This is a genomic window from Pseudomonas sp. RC10-4-2 (assembly GCF_050433085.1).
GTDB lineage: Bacteria > Pseudomonadota > Gammaproteobacteria > Pseudomonadales > Pseudomonadaceae > Pseudomonas > Pseudomonas aeruginosa.
On sequence record NZ_JBNPXX010000008.1, the window covers coordinates 66,756 to 82,959 of the forward strand.

Genomic DNA, 16,204 nt, shown 5'->3' on the forward strand with positions numbered 1-16,204 from the left:
TCGCCGCGCCTCGCGAAAACCGCACCCCGCAAGGGTGCGGTTTTTTTCTGCCCGGAGGAATCCCATGCCGCGCAATACCCGCTGGCTGTTCTACTTGTCGCTGGCGGTCCTGACCTTCGTCGTCGGCGCCTGGCTGGTCCGTACGCCGGAACCGGCGCGACCGTTGCCGTGGCTGGCCGACTGGCAGGAGCAGGTGCTGGCGCCGTTGGCGGACAACGCCTTGACCCTGCGCCAGCTGCACGACGCGGTGGATGGCGAGTTGTGGGTGGACCCGCGCCTAGATGGCGTGCGCCTAGCCTTCCGTGGCCGCCTGCTGGGCGACGGCGGCCCCTGGCAGGTGGAAGGCGAGCTGGGCCTGAGCGCCGAGGAGCAACTGAGCCTGCAGCGGGCATCTGCGTTGCAGCCTGGCAGCGCGCCGCAGCCATTGAGCGCCGGATTGGAAGGACAGTTGGGCGACAAGCCGATCGTGGCGCTGAGCATGATTCCCGAAGGCAGGGTCGGTGCCGAGCGGCTGCTGGCCAGTCTCGGCCAGCCGCGCCTGCGCCTGCAACTGGCCCAGGGCGAGGCCTGGGTCTATCCGCAACTGGGCCTGACCGCGCACCTGCCGGACGACGACTTGCGACTGATGCTCGCGGTGCCGCGCCAGGCCCTGGAAAAACCGCCGCGTTGAGCTTTCAGCGCTCCAGGCGCAGCAGGTAGTCGTCGCCGCCCAACTGCCACATCTGCTGGCGAATCCAGGCCGCGCGCTGGCGTACGTAGGGGCCCGGCCTGGCCGCGCTCCATTTCAGCGGGCTGGGCAGCACCGCGGCGAGCTGGCTGGCCTGGGTGCGGCTCAGGCGCTCGGCGTCGAGGCCGAAGTGATAGCGTGCCGCAGCCTGCGCGCCGAAGACGCCCGGGCCCCATTCGGCGCTGTTCAGGTAGACCTCGAGAATCCGTTGCTTGGTCCAGAGCGTCTCGATCAGCAGGGTGAACCAGGCCTCCAGGCCCTTGCGCAGCCAACTGCGCCCGGACCAGAGGAAGACGTTCTTCGCCACCTGCTGGCTGAGCGTACTGGCGCCGCGGATACTGCCGCCGCGCTCGTTGTGCGCGAGGGCCTGCTGGATGGCCGGCAGGTCGAAGCCGTGGTGCTCGGCGAAGTGCTGGTCCTCGCCGGCGATCACCGCGACCTTCAGGCTGTCCGGCAACTGCTCCCAGGAGCGCCAGTCGCGCTGCAGGTCGATGGGCTGGCCGTCGACCCAGGAGCCGACCTTGCGTTCGACCATGACCATGGTCCCCGGTGGCGGCACCCAGCGCAGGACCGCGACCAGCACGACGCTGGCGGCCATGAACCAGAGCAGGTACTTGAACAGGCGGCGGAACAGGGATCGCAACATGCGCGGCTTGGCTTGGAAGAAGGGGGCGGCCATTATAGCGGGCTGGATGCTATCACCGGAGTCTTGTCCATGCTTCGTCCCTTCCTGTTGTTGGCGGCATTTTTCGGTTTCACCGGCGTGGCCCTCGGGGCGTTCGCCGCCCACGGCCTGAAGAAGCAGCTGAGCGCCGAGTACCTGGCGGTATTCCAGACCGGCGTGCACTACCAGTTGATCCATGCCCTGGCGCTGTTCGGCGTGGCGCTGCTCGCCACCCGCCTGGACGGCCGCCTGGTGAGCGCGGCGGGTGGCCTGTTCACGCTGGGCATCCTGCTGTTCTCCGGCAGCCTCTACCTGCTGACCCTAAGTGGCATCGGCAAGCTCGGCATCGTCACCCCGTTCGGCGGCGTCTCCTTCCTCGCCGGCTGGCTGTGCCTGGGGCTGGCCGCCTGGCGCCTGGGCAACGCCTGAGACCGGTTGCCTCAGGCGGCGCACTTGTCGACAAGGCGCCTTGGTCATCGGGGTGGATCGGGCTAGAATGCCGCTCCCTTTCACTTTCGTGACCGTCCAGCCATGCAGATTCAACTGAACGGCGAGCCCTTCGAGCTGCCCGACGCGCAGAGCGTCGCGGACCTGCTGGCCCGCCTGGAGCTTGGCGGCCGCCGCGTGGCCGTCGAGCTGAACCTGGATATCGTGCCGCGCAGCCAGCACGCCAGCACCGCGCTCAAGGATGGCGACCGCGTGGAGATCGTCCACGCCATCGGCGGCGGCTAGGCCTGGCCCCCGAACCCTTCCATCGGCCCCGCAAGCCTTTCCATCCAGGAGTCATCCGATGAGCCAAGCATCCAGTACCGATACCCCCTTCGTCATCGCCGGCCGTACCTATGGCTCGCGCCTGCTGGTGGGGACCGGCAAGTACAAGGACCTCGACGAGACCCGCCGGGCCATTGAGGCCTCCGGAGCGGAGATCGTCACGGTGGCGGTGCGGCGCACCAACATCGGGCAGAATCCCGACGAGCCGAACCTGCTGGATGTGATCCCGCCGGATCGCTACACCATCCTGCCGAACACCGCCGGCTGCTATGACGCGGTCGAGGCCGTGCGCACCTGCCGCCTGGCCCGCGAGCTGCTGGACGGGCACAACCTGGTCAAGCTGGAAGTCCTCGCCGACCAGAAGACCCTGTTCCCCAACGTCGTCGAGACCCTCAAGGCCGCCGAGCAACTGGTGAAGGACGGCTTCGACGTGATGGTGTACACCAGCGACGACCCGATCATCGCCCGCCAACTGGCCGAGATCGGCTGCATCGCGGTGATGCCGCTGGCCGGCCTGATCGGCTCCGGCCTGGGCATCTGCAACCCCTACAACCTGCGCATCATCCTCGAGGAAGCCAAGGTCCCGGTGCTGGTCGACGCCGGCGTGGGCACCGCTTCCGATGCAGCGATCGCCATGGAGCTGGGTTGCGAGGCGGTGCTGATGAACACCGCCATCGCCCATGCCAAGGACCCGGTGATGATGGCCGAGGCCATGAAGCACGCGATCGTCGCCGGTCGTCTCGCCTACCTGGCCGGACGCATGCCGCGCAAGCTGTATGCCAGCGCCTCGTCGCCGCTGGACGGCCTGATCGACTGATACCGACTACCTGGGGCGGGCTGTCCGCCGGATGCGGGAAGCGTCCGGCAGGCAGCCCGCCCTTCTGTCTCTAGCAAGGTTTTCTTTTCCATGAGCGATACCCCGCAATCCCCGGCCCAGGACTCCCTGGCGGAACACGACGAAGCACGGCCGATGCGCACCGTGAAGAGCTTCGTGATGCGCGCCGGGCGCATGACCGAAGGCCAGCAGCGTGGCCTCGACCTGGGCTGGCCGAAGTTCGGCCTGGAACTGAGCGATGAGGTCCAGGACTTCGACGCGATCTTCGGTCGCCAGGCGCCGCGGACTTTCGAGATCGGTTTCGGCATGGGCCATTCCACCCTGGAAATGGCCGCCGCTGCGCCTGACATCGACTTCATCGGCGTCGAGGTGCACAAGCCGGGCGTCGGCGCGCTGCTCAACGGCCTGCTGACCCAGGGCCTGGGCAACGTGCGGGTGTATAGCTGCGACGCGCTGGAAGTGCTGCGCCACTGCGTGGCCGACGCCAGCCTCGATCGGCTGCTGCTGTTCTTCCCCGATCCCTGGCACAAGAAGCGCCACCACAAGCGGCGGATCGTCCAGCCGGAATTCGCCGAACTGGTGCGGCGCAAGCTGAGGGTCGGCGGCGTGCTGCACATGGCCACCGACTGGGAGCCCTATGCCGAGCACATGCTGGACGTCATGAGCGCGGCGCCGGGCTACCGCAACCAGGCCGAAGACGGCCGCTTCGTGCCGCGCCCGCAAGAGCGTCCGGTGACCAAGTTCGAACGGCGCGGGGAGCGCCTGGGACATGGCGTCTGGGACCTCAAGTTCGAGCGCATCGACTGACCCACCGCACCAGCGACGTACCCCTGGCGCCGAACCGGCGCCGGGACTCCAAGCAGACCGGGAACACCCGGCGGACCTCACCTTCAAGCTGCACGTTTCCCGGCTTCGGCCGGATCCAATAATAAGAGCGGCACGGCTCGGCCGGCTGCAAAGGAGACTGCTGTGTTGAAGAAACTGGGCATCCTGTTGCTCGGGGCCGGTTGCGCCTGGGCGGCGCAGGCCAAGGTAGACGAAGTCCAGGCCGCACGCCTGGACCAGGACCTGACCCCGCTGGGGGCGGAGCGGGCCGGCAACGCCGATGGCAGCATCCCGCCCTGGACCGGCGGCATCACCCAGGCGCCGGCCGGCTACCGGCCCGGCATGCATCACCTCGACCCGTTCGCCGCCGATCGTCCGCGCCTGGTCCTCGACAGCCGCAACATGGCCGCCTACCAGGCGCTGCTGACGCCGGGCACCCAGGCCTTGCTGCAGGCCAACCCGGACTACCACCTGCGGGTCTTCCCCACCCGCCGCAGCGCATCCCTGCCGCAGCGCCTGTACGACGCTACCCGCGCCAACGCCAGCCGCGCCGAGCTGATCGCCGACGGCAACGGCGTGCAGGGCGCTGCCGCCGGCGTGCCCTTCCCCCTGCCGCAGAGCGGCCAGGAAGCGATCTGGAACCACATCATGCGCTACCGCGGCGAGCAACTGCACCTGCAGACCAACCAGGCGGCGGTGCTGGCCAACGGCAGCTACAACCTGCTCAAGCTCGACCGCTACCTGTACTTCGTCTATGGCCGCGAGGGGATGATCCCGGAGAACCTCGACAACACGTTGTTCTACTACAAGTACAAGGTGGTCGCGCCGGCGCGCCTGGCCGGTTCGGCGCTGGTGGTGCAGGAAACCCTCGACCAGGTGCTGTCGATCCGCAAGGCCTGGCGCTTCAACCGTGGCGAGCGGCGCGTGCGGCGCTTGCCGACCCTGGCCTACGACAGCCTGCAGCCGGATACCAACGGCATGGCCACGGCGGACACCGTGGATGTCTACAACGGCGCACCGGACCACTACGAGTGGGCGTTGCTCGGCAAGCGCGAGATGCTGGTGCCTTACAACAGCTACGCGGTGCACCAGAAGGGCCTCGCCTATGGCGACATCCTCAAGAGCCGCTTCATCAATCCCGACCTGCTGCGCTACGAGCTGCATCGCGTCTGGGTGGTCGAGGCGACCCTGCGCAAGGGCTTCAGCCATCCCTACGCCAAGCGCCGCTTCTACCTCGACGAAGACAGCTGGCAGATCCTCGCCGCCGACATCTACGACAAGGATGGCGTGCTGACCCGGGCCCAGGAGGTCCATCCGATCAACTACTACGATGTGCCGCTGGTCTCCAGCACCCTGGAAGCGATCTACGACTTCAAGGGCGGCCGCTACTTCGTCGATGGGCTGGACAACAACGAGCCGATGTACGACTTCGGCGTGCAGGTCGGGCCGCGCGACTTCACCCCGCAGGCGCTGCGCCGGGAGGGGAACTGAGGCGGACGGCCCTCAGACGATCAGCTCGGCGCCGCGTAGCGTGCCGTCGTCGTCCAGGCGCGCCGGCGCCGGGCTGATCTGCAGGTACTTGATGCTGTCCCGCGGAATCAGCAGCAGGTCGCCGTCGACCTCGACGCTGAGATAGGGCGTGTCCAGTTGCTGACGGATGCTGCGGGCAACCTCGGCCGGGTCGTCCTGCTGGCGCGGGAAGCGCAGCGACAGGCGCTGGCCGTCGGTGAAATGCAGGTAGAGGTGCTTGATCGGTTTCATGCGGGCTCCCGGAGGCCATGACGCTCTTGGGGACGGCGCTGGCCGCCGGGAGACCGGGGGCTCAGCTGCGATCGGCGATCATGCCGATCACGAAGAACACTAGCAGGAGCACGGGCGCCAGGGTGTAGTTGTTGAAGTAGCCGAGGCCCTTGGCCAGCCAGGGGGTGACGAAGACCATCGCCAGGCCGTAGCCGACCGCGCAGATCAACACGAACAGCAGGGTGCGGAAGACGAAGTTGAGGCTGCCGATGCGCTGCTGTACCCAGGCGTTGATCGCCGGGCCGAACAGCACCAGCAGGGTGGCCATGATGGCCAGGGAAATGTCCGACAGGTGGCTGCGGCTCCAGCGCGACAGGGTGGCGATCAGGTCCAGCGCGTAATCCATCGAGGGTTCCTTGTAACGAATCGGCGTGTCGGTCGGCGGAGTTTACCTGCCTGCCGGCACGGATGGGCGTGCATCCGTCGTCACGGCAGGAAATGTTGCAGCAGGTCGTTGAGGAACAGCTGGCCGCGTTCGCTGGGGCGCAGGCGCTGCGGGTCGTCGGCGAGCAGCCCGGCGTCGCGCGCGGCGGCGCAGGCATCGGCGATCGCCGCCAGTGGCTGGCCGGTGCGCTGCGGGTAGAGCGCGGCGGGGACGCCGTCGACCAGGCGCAGCACGTTCATCATGAACTCGAATGGCAGGTCGGCCGCTTCCAGCGGGCGCTCGCCGGCCTGGAAGGCCTTTTGCGGGTTGAGGTAGTCCTTCGGCAGGCGGGTCTTCCAGGTCCGCACGATGCGTCCGCCCGGCGCGCTCAGCTTGGCGTGGGCGCCGGCGCCGATGCCGAGGAAGTCGCCGAAGCTCCAGTAGTTCAGGTTGTGCCGGGCGCGCAGGCCGTCGCGGGCGTAGGCGGAGGTCTCGTACTGGCGGTAGCCGTGCTCGTCGAGCAGGGCCTGGCCGGCTTCCTGGATGTCCCAGAGGATGTCGTCCTCGGGCAGCTCCGGCGGCTGGCTCCAGAACACCGTGTTCGGCTCCATGGTCAGTTGGTACCAGGAGAGGTGCGTGGGGGCCAGGGCGAGGGCCTGGCGCAGGTCGGCCAGGGCGTCGTCGAGGCTCTGCCCGGGCAGGCCGTGCATCAGGTCGAGGTTGAAGTTGTCGAAGCCGGCCTGGCGCGCCATGTAGGCGGCGCGCACTGCCTCGGCGCCGTCGTGGATGCGCCCCAGGGCCTGCAGCTTGTCGGCCTGGAAGCTCTGCACGCCGATGGACAGGCGATTGATGCCGAGGCGCCGGTAGTCGGCGAACTTGACCTGTTCGAAGGTGCCGGGATTGGCTTCCAGGGTGATCTCGATGCCGTCGGCGAAGCCGACCCTGCGCTCGACGCCTTCCAGTAGCCGGCCCAGGGCCTTGGCCGAGAACAGGCTGGGCGTGCCGCCGCCGAAGAAGATCGAACCCAGGCGCCGGCCGTGGACATGGCGCAGGTCATGCTCCAGGTCGGCGAGCAGGGCGTCGACATAGGCCTCTTCGGGCAGCTCCGGGCCAGCGGCGTGGGAGTTGAAGTCGCAATACGGGCACTTGCGCACGCACCACGGGATGTGCACGTACAGGGCCAGGGGCGGGAGCTGGAACGGGGTGGCTTGGGTCACGGCGGGGCGGGGTGGAGGCGGTTTCGGGGCGCTATCGTGGCATGAGTTCGGCCAACCTCCAAGGCGGCCGGACGAAACGCCGTGCCGACGCCGCCCGGGGGCGGCGCCGGCGGTTGCGGCTCAGAGACCCAGGCGCTGCTTGAGCAGGGCCATGGCGCGGGCTCGGTGGCTGAGGCGGTTCTTCTCCTCGGGCGCCAGCTCGGCGCTGGAGCAGTCGCGTTCCGGCACCCAGAACAGCGGGTCGTAGCCGAAGCCGTGGGCGCCGCGGGCTTCGCGGAGGATGCGGCCTTCCCAGATGCCCTCGCAGAGGATCGGCAGCGGGTCGTCGGCGTGGCGCACCAGCGCCAGCACGCTGACGAACTGTGCGCCGCGCTCGGCGTCCGGGACATCCTTCATGGCCTCCAGCAGCTTGGCGTTGTTCGCCGCGTCGCCCCGGCCGTCGGCATAGCGCGCCGAGTAGATGCCCGGCGCGCCGCCGAGGAAGTCCACCGCCAGCCCGGAGTCGTCGGCCAGCGCCGGCAGGCCGGAGAGGCGTGCGGCGTTGCGTGCCTTGAGGATGGCGTTCTCGACGAAGGAAAGACCGGTTTCCTCCGGTTCCACCTGGCTGAACTCGCCGATCGAGCGCACCTTCACGCTGGCGCCGAGCATGGCCTGGAGTTCCTTGAGTTTGCCGGCATTGTGGCTGGCCAGCACCAGCTGTTCGAGCTTGATCATTCGTCCGGGAAGATTTCCTTGTTGAAACTGAAGGTTTGCGCAGGTTCGCCCTTGGCCTCGACCTTGATGGTGAAGACCAGGGTCTCGCGCTGGCTGATCGGGAATTGCGCCAGGTTGTAGATGGCGCCTTCCTCGCTGACCCGGCGGAACTCCAGGGGAATGACCTTGCCGGTCAGGTCCTTGGCGGAGCCGGTCACGCTGGCTTCCACCGGCTTGCCTTTCTCCATCGGCACCACGTTGATCACGCCCTGCGCCTTGCTGCGTACCAGGCCGACCGCGCTGGCCACGTTGGGTTGGAGGAAGCTGGAGTTGAACACGTTGTAGTGGACGTCCAGGTCGCCGAAGCGCTGCACCTGCTCGGCGAGGACCGGCAGGCTCAGGCAGAGGCCGAGGACGAAAGCGGTGAAGCGGCGCATGGTGGTTTCTCCTGAAAGGTGGCATGGACGTTGTCCATGGTCTGCTGCCGGCGGCCTTGGCCGGCTTCGGCAGCGCTCTCCCGAGGACGAGCGGAGGGGCGCCCGGCCCTGGCCCGCAGCCTGGCGCGTTCCTAGACGGCGAGGTTGCGGGTCTGCACTCCGGGTCCGGTGACCCGGTAGATTCCAATCTCACCCAATAGATTAGGCCACAGCCGGCTGGCCCAGCCATGCCGGTGGTCACGGTCCACGGCCAGGCGGTCGAGCACGCGCATGCGCAACTGGCGGCACAGGCGCTCGAAGTCCTGGAAGGTGCAGAAATGGATGTTCGGCGTGTTGTACCAGGTATACGGCAGGAACTCGGAGACCGGCATCCGGCCGTTGCGCGCCAGGTACCAGCGGCAGCGCCAGTGGCCGAAGTTGGGGAAGGTGATGATGCAGGTCTTGCCGACCCGCAGCATCTCTTCGAGGATCTTGTCCGGATAGTGCACGGCCTGTAGCGCCTGGGTCATCACCACCACGTCGAAGCTGTCGCTGGCGAAGTTGCCCAGGCCCTTGTCGAGGTCCTGCTCGATCACGTTCACCCCGTTTTCGATGCAACGGGCGATGTTGTCGGGGTCGATCTCCAGGCCGTAGCCGCTGACCTGCTTGTGGTCGCGCAGCCAGGCCAGGAGTTCGCCGTCGCCGCAGCCGAGGTCGAGGACGCGGCTGCCGGCGGGAATCCATTCCTGGATGATTTCAAGATCGGCGCGCATCGGGTCCTCACACGCTGATGCGGTTCATGTAACCGCTGAAGGCTTGCAGGTACCGGGGGATCGGCATGAGGAAGGCGTCGTGGCCTTGCGGGGCGTCGATCTCCAGGTAGCTGACGTTCTTTTTCGCCGCGATCAGGGCGTCGACGATTTCCCGCGAGCGGGCCGGCGAGAAACGCCAGTCGGTGGTGAAGGACATCAGGCAGAAGTCCGCCTCGACGCCCTCCAGGGTGCGCACCAGGTCGTCGCCGTGGGCGGCGGCGGGGTCGAAGTAGTCCAGCGCCTTGGTCATCAGCAGGTAGGTATTGGCGTCGAAGCGGGTGGAGAACTCCTCGCCCTGGTAGCGCAGGTAACTCTCGACCTGGAACTCGACGCTGTGCAGGTCGTAGTTGAGCTTCTCGGTCTTCAGTACACGGCCGAACTTGGCGCCCATGGCGTCGTCGGACAGGTAGGTGATATGGCCGACCATCCGCGCCAGCTTGAGGCCGCGCTTGGGAATCACGCCCTGCTCCTGGAAGTAGCCGCCGAGGAACTCAGGGTCGGAAAGAATCGCCTGCCGGGCGACTTCGTTGAAGGCGATGTTCTGCGCCGACAGCTTCGGCGCGCTGGCGATGCACAGGCAGTGACGGACGCGCTCGGGATAGCTGATGGTCCATTGCAGCGCCTGCATGCCGCCGAGGCTGCCGCCGACCACCGCGGCCCACTGGCGGATGCCGAGGCGGTCTGCCAGGCGCGCCTGGCTATGCACCCAGTCTTCCACCGTAACCATCGGGAAGTCCGCGCCGTAGACCTTGCCGGTCGCCGGATTGATGCTGGCGGGGCCGCTGGATCCGTTGCAACCGCCGAGGTTGTTGAGGGCGACGACGAAGAACTTGCGGGTGTCGATCGGCTTGCCCGGACCGATGCAGCTGTCCCACCAGCCCGGCTTGCGCTCGTCGACGCTGTGGTAGCCGGCGGCGTGGTGGTGGCCGGAGAGGGCGTGGCAGATCAGCACCGCGTTGCTCTGCGTGGCATTCAGCTCGCCGTAGGTTTCGATCACCAGGTCGTACTCGGCCAGGGACTTGCCGCTGGTCAGCTCGAGCGGTTCGTTGAAGTGCAGCGTCTGGGGGGAGACCAGACCGACGGAGTCGTCGGGGAAGACTGTGGGCATCGACCCTGCTCTCGAACAAAGGAGGGCGCCAGTCTAAAGAGCGTCGCCCCCAGCGGCAAGCGCGCTGGCGCGCGCCGTGGGAGCGGGGTCAGGCGCGCTGCGAGCCGGGCAGGTTGACCACCTTGGCCTGGCGCTGCAGGGGCGAGGGGCGGCGCAACTGGCGGAGGATGTCGCCGGCTTCGCGCAACTGTTCCTGCAATTCCCCGGCGAACCCGGCGAAGGCCTGGCTGCGCTGGCGTACCTGCTGGGTCTCCTGGGCCAGGCCCTTGAGGCGGAGCATGTGGCTTTCGAGCAACTGTTTGTTTTCCAGGGTGTGCTGCATCAGCGGCATCAGCGCGTCGTTGGCCCAGCGCTCGGTTTCCTCGCGCAGGCGCTGGTGCAGGCCGACCACCTCCTGCACCAGGGTGGCGAAGAAGCGCCGGGTCAGCAGGCGTTGCTCGGTAAGCACGGTCTTCAGCTGCAGGCGGAACTGGTCGCCCTTCTTCTTCAGTTGCAACAGTTCGCGCTGGTAGCGCTGGACCCGTAGCTGCGGCGCGTCGAGGGCGTAGAGCGGGTTCTCCTCGTTGTGCCGGCGGTAGATGGCGGCGACCATGCGGTTGGCCATGCCGGCCTCGTGCTCGAGGTTGTCGAGGTCGTGCTCCACCGCGCGGAAGAACGCCAGGATCGCCTGGTTGATGCCGACCGTGGTCAGGCTGCCGTTGAGGTTGCGCCGCACCTTCTGCAGGTGCTGTTCCATGCGTTCGCTGCGGATCGTCTCGCGCAGCGTCGCGCCCTGGTGCTGCAGCAGGCGCTGGTTGGTCTTCAGGTTGAGCAGGCGGCGGTGGTGGCGGCCGTGGTCGTCCTTGGTCTTCGCGGTCAGTTCGAACAGCAGTTGGCCGCTGTCGCGCTGCTTGTCGTCGAGCAGCGCGCGCTGTTCCTCGACCTTCTCCAGGCGCAGGCGCAGCAGATGCTGGCTGTTGTGCAGCAGGCCAAGGACCTGGCCGAGCACGGCGTTCTCCAGCAGCGCTTCCTTCTGCGCGACGATGCGCTCGCAGAGCAGCGCTTCCAGCCGATCCAGGCGACTGCGTTCGAGCAGCGCCGGTTCGCCGCGGACCTTGGCCAGCAGCGCCTGCTTCGCCGACAGCGGCAGCACGTCGCCGCGCTGCAGGCCGAGCTGGCGGGCCGTGCCGTCCTGGATCAGGCGGATGGCGTTCTGTACGAAGCGCTCGCCGGAAAGGTCGTCCCAGAGCACGTCGATCTTGTTCAGCACGGCGAACAGGCTGCTGTGGCCGTCCTCGCGCAGTGGCTGGATGTACTTCTGCCAGATTTCCATGTCCGAGGCGGTGACACCGGCGTCGGCGGACAGCAGGAACAGGATCGCCTGGGCGTTGGGCAGCATCGACAGGGTCAGCTCCGGCTCGCTGCCGAGGGCATTCAGGCCAGGCGTGTCGAGGATCCGCAGGCCCTGGCGCAGCAGCGGGTGGTCGAAGTTGACCAGGGCGTGGCGCCAGGCCGGGACGCGCACCTGGTCGGGCTCGTCGGCGGCTTCCAGGGCGTCCGGGTGGAAGCCGAGCTGGATCGCCTGTTCCACCGGCAGCGCCTTGGTCTTGGCGACCTGGGCGAAGGCCTGGGCCATGCCCTCCGGGTCGCCGGTGTCCAGCGGAATGTTCACCCAGTGGCGCGGCACGCGCTTGAACTGGGCGACGCTGGCGTCGGCCAGGCGCGTCTCGATCGGCAGCAGGCGGATGTAGCTGCGCTCGGCGCGCGGATCGTGGAACAGCTCGGTGGGGCACATGGTGGTGCGTCCGGCGTGGGACGGCAGCATGCGCTGGCCGTAGCCGGCGAAGAACAGGCTGTTGATCAGCTCGGTCTTGCCACGCGAGAACTCGCCGACGAAGGCCAGGGTGATGTGGTCCGCGCGCAGTTGGCGCAGGGCGCGTTCGAGCTTGGCCTCGACCGCCGGGCTGTTCAGCCGGCTGCGCTCCAGCCAGCCGCGATAGCGGGTGATTTCCCGCATCAGCTCGCGCTTCCAGGCGACGTAGGCGTCGATTTGATGGCTGAGTCTTTCCATGCTCATCCAGGGGCTCCAGGGCGCGGGACCGGCGGGGGAAGGATGGCGTGGATTATGCGGGGGAGCGGGGGAGCGTCAATTGGCCTGCTTCACATTCCTGCACGTAAGGTCGGTCAAGCGGGTCGAGCGGCGATCCCCAGTTCCTTCGGCAATCGGGTCGGACGGCGGATGCGCACCCGTTTCTGCCGGTTCAGCTCGCCGCTTTCGAGACTCACCAGGCTCTTGGCCACGCCGAAGGCCTTGCCGAGGAAGGCCAGCAGATGGGCGTTGGCCTTGCCCTCCACCGGCGGTGCGGTGAGGCGGATCTTCAGGCGCTCGCCGTGCAGCCCGGCGAACTCGTCGCGGCTCGCCTTGGGCTGCAGGTGGCAATCGAGGAGCAGGTCCTCGCCGTCCCAGCGGTAGAAGCTCAGAGGAAAATGCTCAACTGCTGGGGCATGCCGGTCATGGCCGCCAGGTTGTTGATCACCAGCATGTCGATCAGCTTCAGCGCGAGGAACGCGAAGATCGGCGAGAGATCCAGTCCGCCGAGGTTCGGCAGGAGCTTGCGGAACGGCATCAGCAGCGGTTCGCAGATCTGGTTCACCAGTTGCGCGCCGGGGTTGTAGCTGCCCGGGGCGACCCAGGAAAGGATCACGCTGATGATCAGGGCGAAGAAGAACACCTTCAGGAACAGCGAGGTGACGGCGATGATCGACCAGATCAGCAGTTGCATGATGAAGCCGCCGACGCCGTAGCCCATCAGCATCAGGATCAGGATCATCAGCACCAGCTGGATCAGGATCGCCAGCACCAGCGAGGCCAGGTCGATCCCGCCGAAGCCGGGGATGATCCGCCGCAGCGGGTTCAGCAGCGGCTTGGTGGCGCGCACGATGAACTGGCTGAGGGGGTTGTAGAAGTCCGCGCGGACCAACTGCAGGATGAAGCGCAGCAGCACGATCAGCAGGTAGAGGCTGCCGAGGGTCTGGAGGATATAGATAGCAGCGGTGTTGAGGCCGATCATCGACTACTCCTTATTGGCCAAGCTGTTCGGCCAGCTCGGCGGAGCGCTGGCTGGCGGCGTTCAGGGCCTGCTCCACCAGTGCTTCGAAGCCGTTGGCCTGGAAGGATTTGATCGCCGCCTCGGTGGTGCCGTTGGGCGAAGTCACCCGGCGCCGCAGTTCGGCCGGCTCGACCTCGCTGGACAGCGCCATCTGCGCCGCGCCGAGGGCGGTCTGCAGGGTCAGGCGCGAGGCTGTCTCGCGGGACAGGCCGAGCTTCTCGCCGGCGTCGGTCATGGCCTGCATCAGCAGGAAGAAATACGCCGGGCCGCTACCCGACACTGCGGTCACCGCGTCGATCTGCGCTTCGTCGTCCAGCCACAGGGCGATGCCTACCGCAGACAGCAACTGCCCGGCCTGCTCGCGTTGCGCGGCGCTGACCTGCGCGTTGGCGTACAGCCCGCTGGCGCCCTGGCGCAGCAGCGCCGGGGTGTTGGGCATGCAGCGGACCACCGGGCGCGGCTGGCCGAGCCAGGCTTCGAGGCTGGCGCAGGGGATGCCGGCGGCGATGGAGACGATCAGTTGCTCCGGCTTCAGCGCCGGCGCCAAGGCCTGGCACACGGCTTTCATGGCCTGCGGCTTGACCGACAGGACCACGACGTCGGCGTCGGCCACGGCCTCGGCGTTGGACTCGACCACGTCGATGGCGAACTCGCCGGCGATCTTCGCGCGTTGCTCGGCGCCCGGGTCGCTGGCGCGGATCTGCGCCGCCGGCACGCCTTGGGCGCGCAGGCCGCCGATCAGGCTGGCGGCCATGTTGCCGGCGCCGATGAACGCTATGCGGGGTGTGCTCATAGGGGATTCCTTCAAGAAGCCGGCGCGCCGTAGTCGCGGGCGCCGAACAGGGCGGTACCGATGCGGACCCAGGTCGCACCTTCGCCGATGGCTGCCTCGAGGTCGTCGCTCATGCCCATGGACAGGGTGTCCAGGCCAAGGTTCAGGTCCAGCAGCAGTTCGCGCAGGCGGGCGAACGCGGCGTGTTGCGCGGCGCGTTCGGCGGTGGGTTCGGGGATGGCCATCAGGCCACGCAATCGGAGGTTGGGCAGTTGCTTCACGGCCTCGGCCAGGGCCGGCAGGTCCTCGGGGGCGCAGCCGGACTTGCTGGCTTCGCCGCTGACGTTGACCTGCAGGCAGACATTCAGGGGCGGCAGCCCGGCCGGGCGTTGCTCCGACAGGCGCTGCGCGATCTTCAACCGGTCCACCGAGTGCACCCACTGGAAATGCTCGGCGATGGGCCGCGTCTTGTTCGACTGGATGGGGCCGATGAAGTGCCAGTTCAAGGGTAGGTCGGCCAGTTCGGCCTGCTTGCCGAGGGCCTCCTGCAGGTAGTTTTCGCCGAAGTCGCGAAGGCCGGCGGCGTGCGCCTCGCGCACCGCGGCGGCGGGCTTGGTCTTGCTCACGGCGAGCAGGCCGACCGTGGCCGGATCGCGCCCCGCAGCTTGCGCTGCCTCACGGATGCGCGCGGCAACCTTTGCAATATTCTCTGCTATCGTGGACATTACCTGCGCCCTATGGAAGTGCGGTCGGCGTCGGCTCGACGCCCTCGAAACCGCCGGCCTCGATGGCCATCTTCCTGTTCCAGTGTCGAGGTTCCGCGTCTGGCGCAGGACACCACGCGTGTCCTGGAAGCACCCTGGCTCATCCGGTGTTTTCCTTGTCCGAGACGGCGGCTTTGGCGGCATTCTACCTGCTTGCTTGTAATTGGGGAGTCCCATGGATATTACCGAGCTGCTCGCCTTCAGTGCCAAACAGGGCGCTTCGGACCTGCACCTCTCCGCCGGCCTGCCGCCCATGATCCGGGTGGATGGCGATGTACGCCGGATCAACCTGCCACCGCTGGAACACAAGCAGGTGCATGCGCTGATCTACGACATCATGAACGACAAGCAGCGCAAGGACTTCGAGGAATTCCTCGAGACCGACTTCTCCTTCGAGGTGCCGGGCGTCGCGCGTTTCCGGGTCAACGCCTTCAACCAGAACCGTGGCGCCGGCGCGGTATTCCGGACCATTCCCTCCAAGGTACTGACCATGGAGGAGCTTGGCATGGGAGAAGTGTTCAAACGTGTTTCAGACGTCCCGCGCGGGTTGGTACTGGTCACCGGGCCGACCGGTTCGGGCAAGTCCACCACCCTGGCGGCGATGCTCGATTACCTGAACAACACCAAGTACCACCACATCCTCACCATCGAGGACCCGATCGAATTCGTCCACGAATCGAAGAAGTGCCTGGTCAACCAGCGCGAGGTGCATCGCGACACCCTCGGCTTCAGCGAAGCGCTGCGCTCGGCGCTGCGGGAGGACCCGGACATCATCCTGGTCGGCGAGATGCGCGACCTGGAAACCATCCGCCTGGCCCTGACCGCGGCGGAGACCGGCCACCTGGTATTCGGCACCCTGCACACCACCTCGGCGGCGAAGACCATCGACCGGGTGGTCGACGTGTTCCCGGCCGAGGAAAAGGCCATGGTTCGCTCGATGCTCTCCGAGTCGCTGCAATCGGTGATCTCGCAGACCCTGATCAAGAAGATCGGCGGCGGCCGGGTGGCGGCCCACGAGATCATGATCGGCACCCCGGCGATCCGCAACCTGATCCGCGAGGACAAGGTCGCGCAGATGTATTCGGCGATCCAGACCGGTGGCTCGCTGGGCATGCAGACCCTTGACATGTGCCTCAAGGGCCTGGTCGCCAAGGGCCTGATCAGCCGCGAGAATGCCCGCGAGAAGGCGAAGATCCCGGAAAATTTCTGATCCTGGCGCCGATCCGCCGCGCTTCGCCCGAATCCCGGAACTGCGTCTAGGATTCAAGAGCGGGAGAGCGGTACCGTAGGCGCATTCCTACCTATCCTTGCCGGCGAGCGCGTCCAGCGCCCGCTCGCCCGCATCCG

The 16,204-nt window shown here is 67.4% G+C and carries 20 protein-coding genes; 7 read left to right on the plus strand and 13 right to left on the minus strand.

Annotated elements, in window-relative coordinates; translation table 11 throughout:
• Positions 1-64 precede the first annotated feature (64 nt).
• The gene (locus FHW81_RS28070) at positions 65-670 is read left to right on the plus strand and encodes a hypothetical protein (protein WP_003084511.1); all 606 of its coding nucleotides are present in this window, start codon (positions 65-67) and stop codon (positions 668-670) included.
• Positions 671-674: 4 nt separating this feature from the next.
• Here FHW81_RS28070 and mtgA read toward each other — a convergent pair whose 3' ends face one another.
• Positions 675-1,406, minus strand: a complete 732-nt coding sequence (gene mtgA / locus FHW81_RS28075; protein WP_003100972.1) for a monofunctional biosynthetic peptidoglycan transglycosylase — start codon at positions 1,404-1,406, stop codon at positions 675-677.
• Between the two features lie 36 nt (positions 1,407-1,442).
• Between mtgA and FHW81_RS28080 the strand changes: the two genes are divergently transcribed.
• The 5 genes from FHW81_RS28080 (at position 1,443) to FHW81_RS28100 (ending at position 5,313) form a co-directional block, all read left to right on the plus strand.
• Entirely contained in the window at positions 1,443-1,820 is a 378-nt protein-coding gene (locus tag FHW81_RS28080; RefSeq protein WP_003084513.1) for a DUF423 domain-containing protein, read from the plus strand.
• A 102-nt stretch (positions 1,821-1,922) separates the two neighbouring features.
• Positions 1,923-2,123, plus strand: coding sequence for a sulfur carrier protein ThiS (gene thiS / locus FHW81_RS28085; RefSeq protein ID WP_003084514.1), 201 nt, complete (start codon positions 1,923-1,925; stop codon positions 2,121-2,123).
• A 58-nt stretch (positions 2,124-2,181) separates the two neighbouring features.
• Positions 2,182-2,979: a thiazole synthase gene (locus FHW81_RS28090; protein WP_003084517.1), complete on the plus strand. Its 798-nt coding sequence runs from the start codon at positions 2,182-2,184 to the stop codon at positions 2,977-2,979.
• 153 nt (positions 2,980-3,132) lie between these two features.
• Positions 3,133-3,804 carry a tRNA (guanosine(46)-N7)-methyltransferase TrmB gene (trmB, locus tag FHW81_RS28095; protein WP_216660322.1) on the plus strand — a complete coding sequence of 224 codons (672 nt, stop codon included), beginning with the start codon at positions 3,133-3,135 and terminating at the stop codon, positions 3,802-3,804.
• A 162-nt stretch (positions 3,805-3,966) separates the two neighbouring features.
• On the plus strand, positions 3,967-5,313 hold the full coding sequence (locus FHW81_RS28100; RefSeq protein WP_003114884.1) for a DUF1329 domain-containing protein: 1,347 nt from the start codon (positions 3,967-3,969) through the stop codon (positions 5,311-5,313).
• 12 nt (positions 5,314-5,325) lie between these two features.
• Here FHW81_RS28100 and FHW81_RS28105 read toward each other — a convergent pair whose 3' ends face one another.
• From FHW81_RS28105 to FHW81_RS28160, 12 genes are all read right to left on the minus strand, one after another.
• Positions 5,326-5,583, minus strand: a complete 258-nt coding sequence (locus tag FHW81_RS28105; protein WP_003084524.1) for a hypothetical protein — start codon at positions 5,581-5,583, stop codon at positions 5,326-5,328.
• A 61-nt stretch (positions 5,584-5,644) separates the two neighbouring features.
• Entirely contained in the window at positions 5,645-5,968 is a 324-nt protein-coding gene (locus tag FHW81_RS28110) for a DUF3392 domain-containing protein (protein ID WP_003084525.1), read from the minus strand.
• 80 nt (positions 5,969-6,048) lie between these two features.
• Positions 6,049-7,203, minus strand: a complete 1,155-nt coding sequence (hemW, locus tag FHW81_RS28115; protein WP_058187009.1) for a radical SAM family heme chaperone HemW — start codon at positions 7,201-7,203, stop codon at positions 6,049-6,051.
• A 120-nt stretch (positions 7,204-7,323) separates the two neighbouring features.
• On the minus strand, positions 7,324-7,917 hold the full coding sequence (rdgB, locus tag FHW81_RS28120; RefSeq protein WP_003084527.1) for an RdgB/HAM1 family non-canonical purine NTP pyrophosphatase: 594 nt from the start codon (positions 7,915-7,917) through the stop codon (positions 7,324-7,326).
• Positions 7,914-8,333, minus strand: coding sequence for a DUF4426 domain-containing protein (locus FHW81_RS28125; protein ID WP_003084528.1), 420 nt, complete (start codon positions 8,331-8,333; stop codon positions 7,914-7,916). Before FHW81_RS28125 ends, rdgB begins: the two co-directional genes overlap by 4 nt.
• A gap of 131 nt (positions 8,334-8,464) precedes the next feature.
• Complete coding sequence (metW, locus tag FHW81_RS28130; RefSeq protein WP_003084530.1) at positions 8,465-9,085, minus strand: methionine biosynthesis protein MetW; 621 nt, start codon at positions 9,083-9,085, stop codon at positions 8,465-8,467.
• 7 nt (positions 9,086-9,092) lie between these two features.
• A complete protein-coding gene (gene metX / locus FHW81_RS28135) occupies positions 9,093-10,232 on the minus strand; it encodes a homoserine O-succinyltransferase MetX (RefSeq protein WP_003084535.1) in 1,140 nt (379 codons plus the stop codon).
• Between the two features lie 88 nt (positions 10,233-10,320).
• Complete coding sequence (locus FHW81_RS28140) at positions 10,321-12,288, minus strand: dynamin-like GTPase family protein (RefSeq protein WP_003121751.1); 1,968 nt, start codon at positions 12,286-12,288, stop codon at positions 10,321-10,323.
• Positions 12,289-12,395: 107 nt separating this feature from the next.
• A complete protein-coding gene (locus tag FHW81_RS28145; RefSeq protein ID WP_031628073.1) occupies positions 12,396-12,692 on the minus strand; it encodes a DUF167 domain-containing protein in 297 nt (98 codons plus the stop codon).
• A complete protein-coding gene (locus tag FHW81_RS28150; protein ID WP_003084544.1) occupies positions 12,689-13,282 on the minus strand; it encodes a YggT family protein in 594 nt (197 codons plus the stop codon). Before FHW81_RS28150 ends, FHW81_RS28145 begins: the two co-directional genes overlap by 4 nt.
• A 10-nt stretch (positions 13,283-13,292) precedes the next feature.
• Entirely contained in the window at positions 13,293-14,114 is an 822-nt protein-coding gene (gene proC, locus FHW81_RS28155) for a pyrroline-5-carboxylate reductase (RefSeq protein ID WP_003084546.1), read from the minus strand.
• Between the two features lie 11 nt (positions 14,115-14,125).
• A complete protein-coding gene (locus FHW81_RS28160) occupies positions 14,126-14,818 on the minus strand; it encodes a YggS family pyridoxal phosphate-dependent enzyme (protein WP_003084549.1) in 693 nt (230 codons plus the stop codon).
• A 214-nt stretch (positions 14,819-15,032) separates the two neighbouring features.
• On the opposite strand from FHW81_RS28160, the gene pilT reads away from it, so the two are divergent.
• Positions 15,033-16,067: a type IV pilus twitching motility protein PilT gene (pilT, locus tag FHW81_RS28165; RefSeq protein ID WP_003084552.1), complete on the plus strand. Its 1,035-nt coding sequence runs from the start codon at positions 15,033-15,035 to the stop codon at positions 16,065-16,067.
• Positions 16,068-16,204 lie beyond the last annotated feature (137 nt).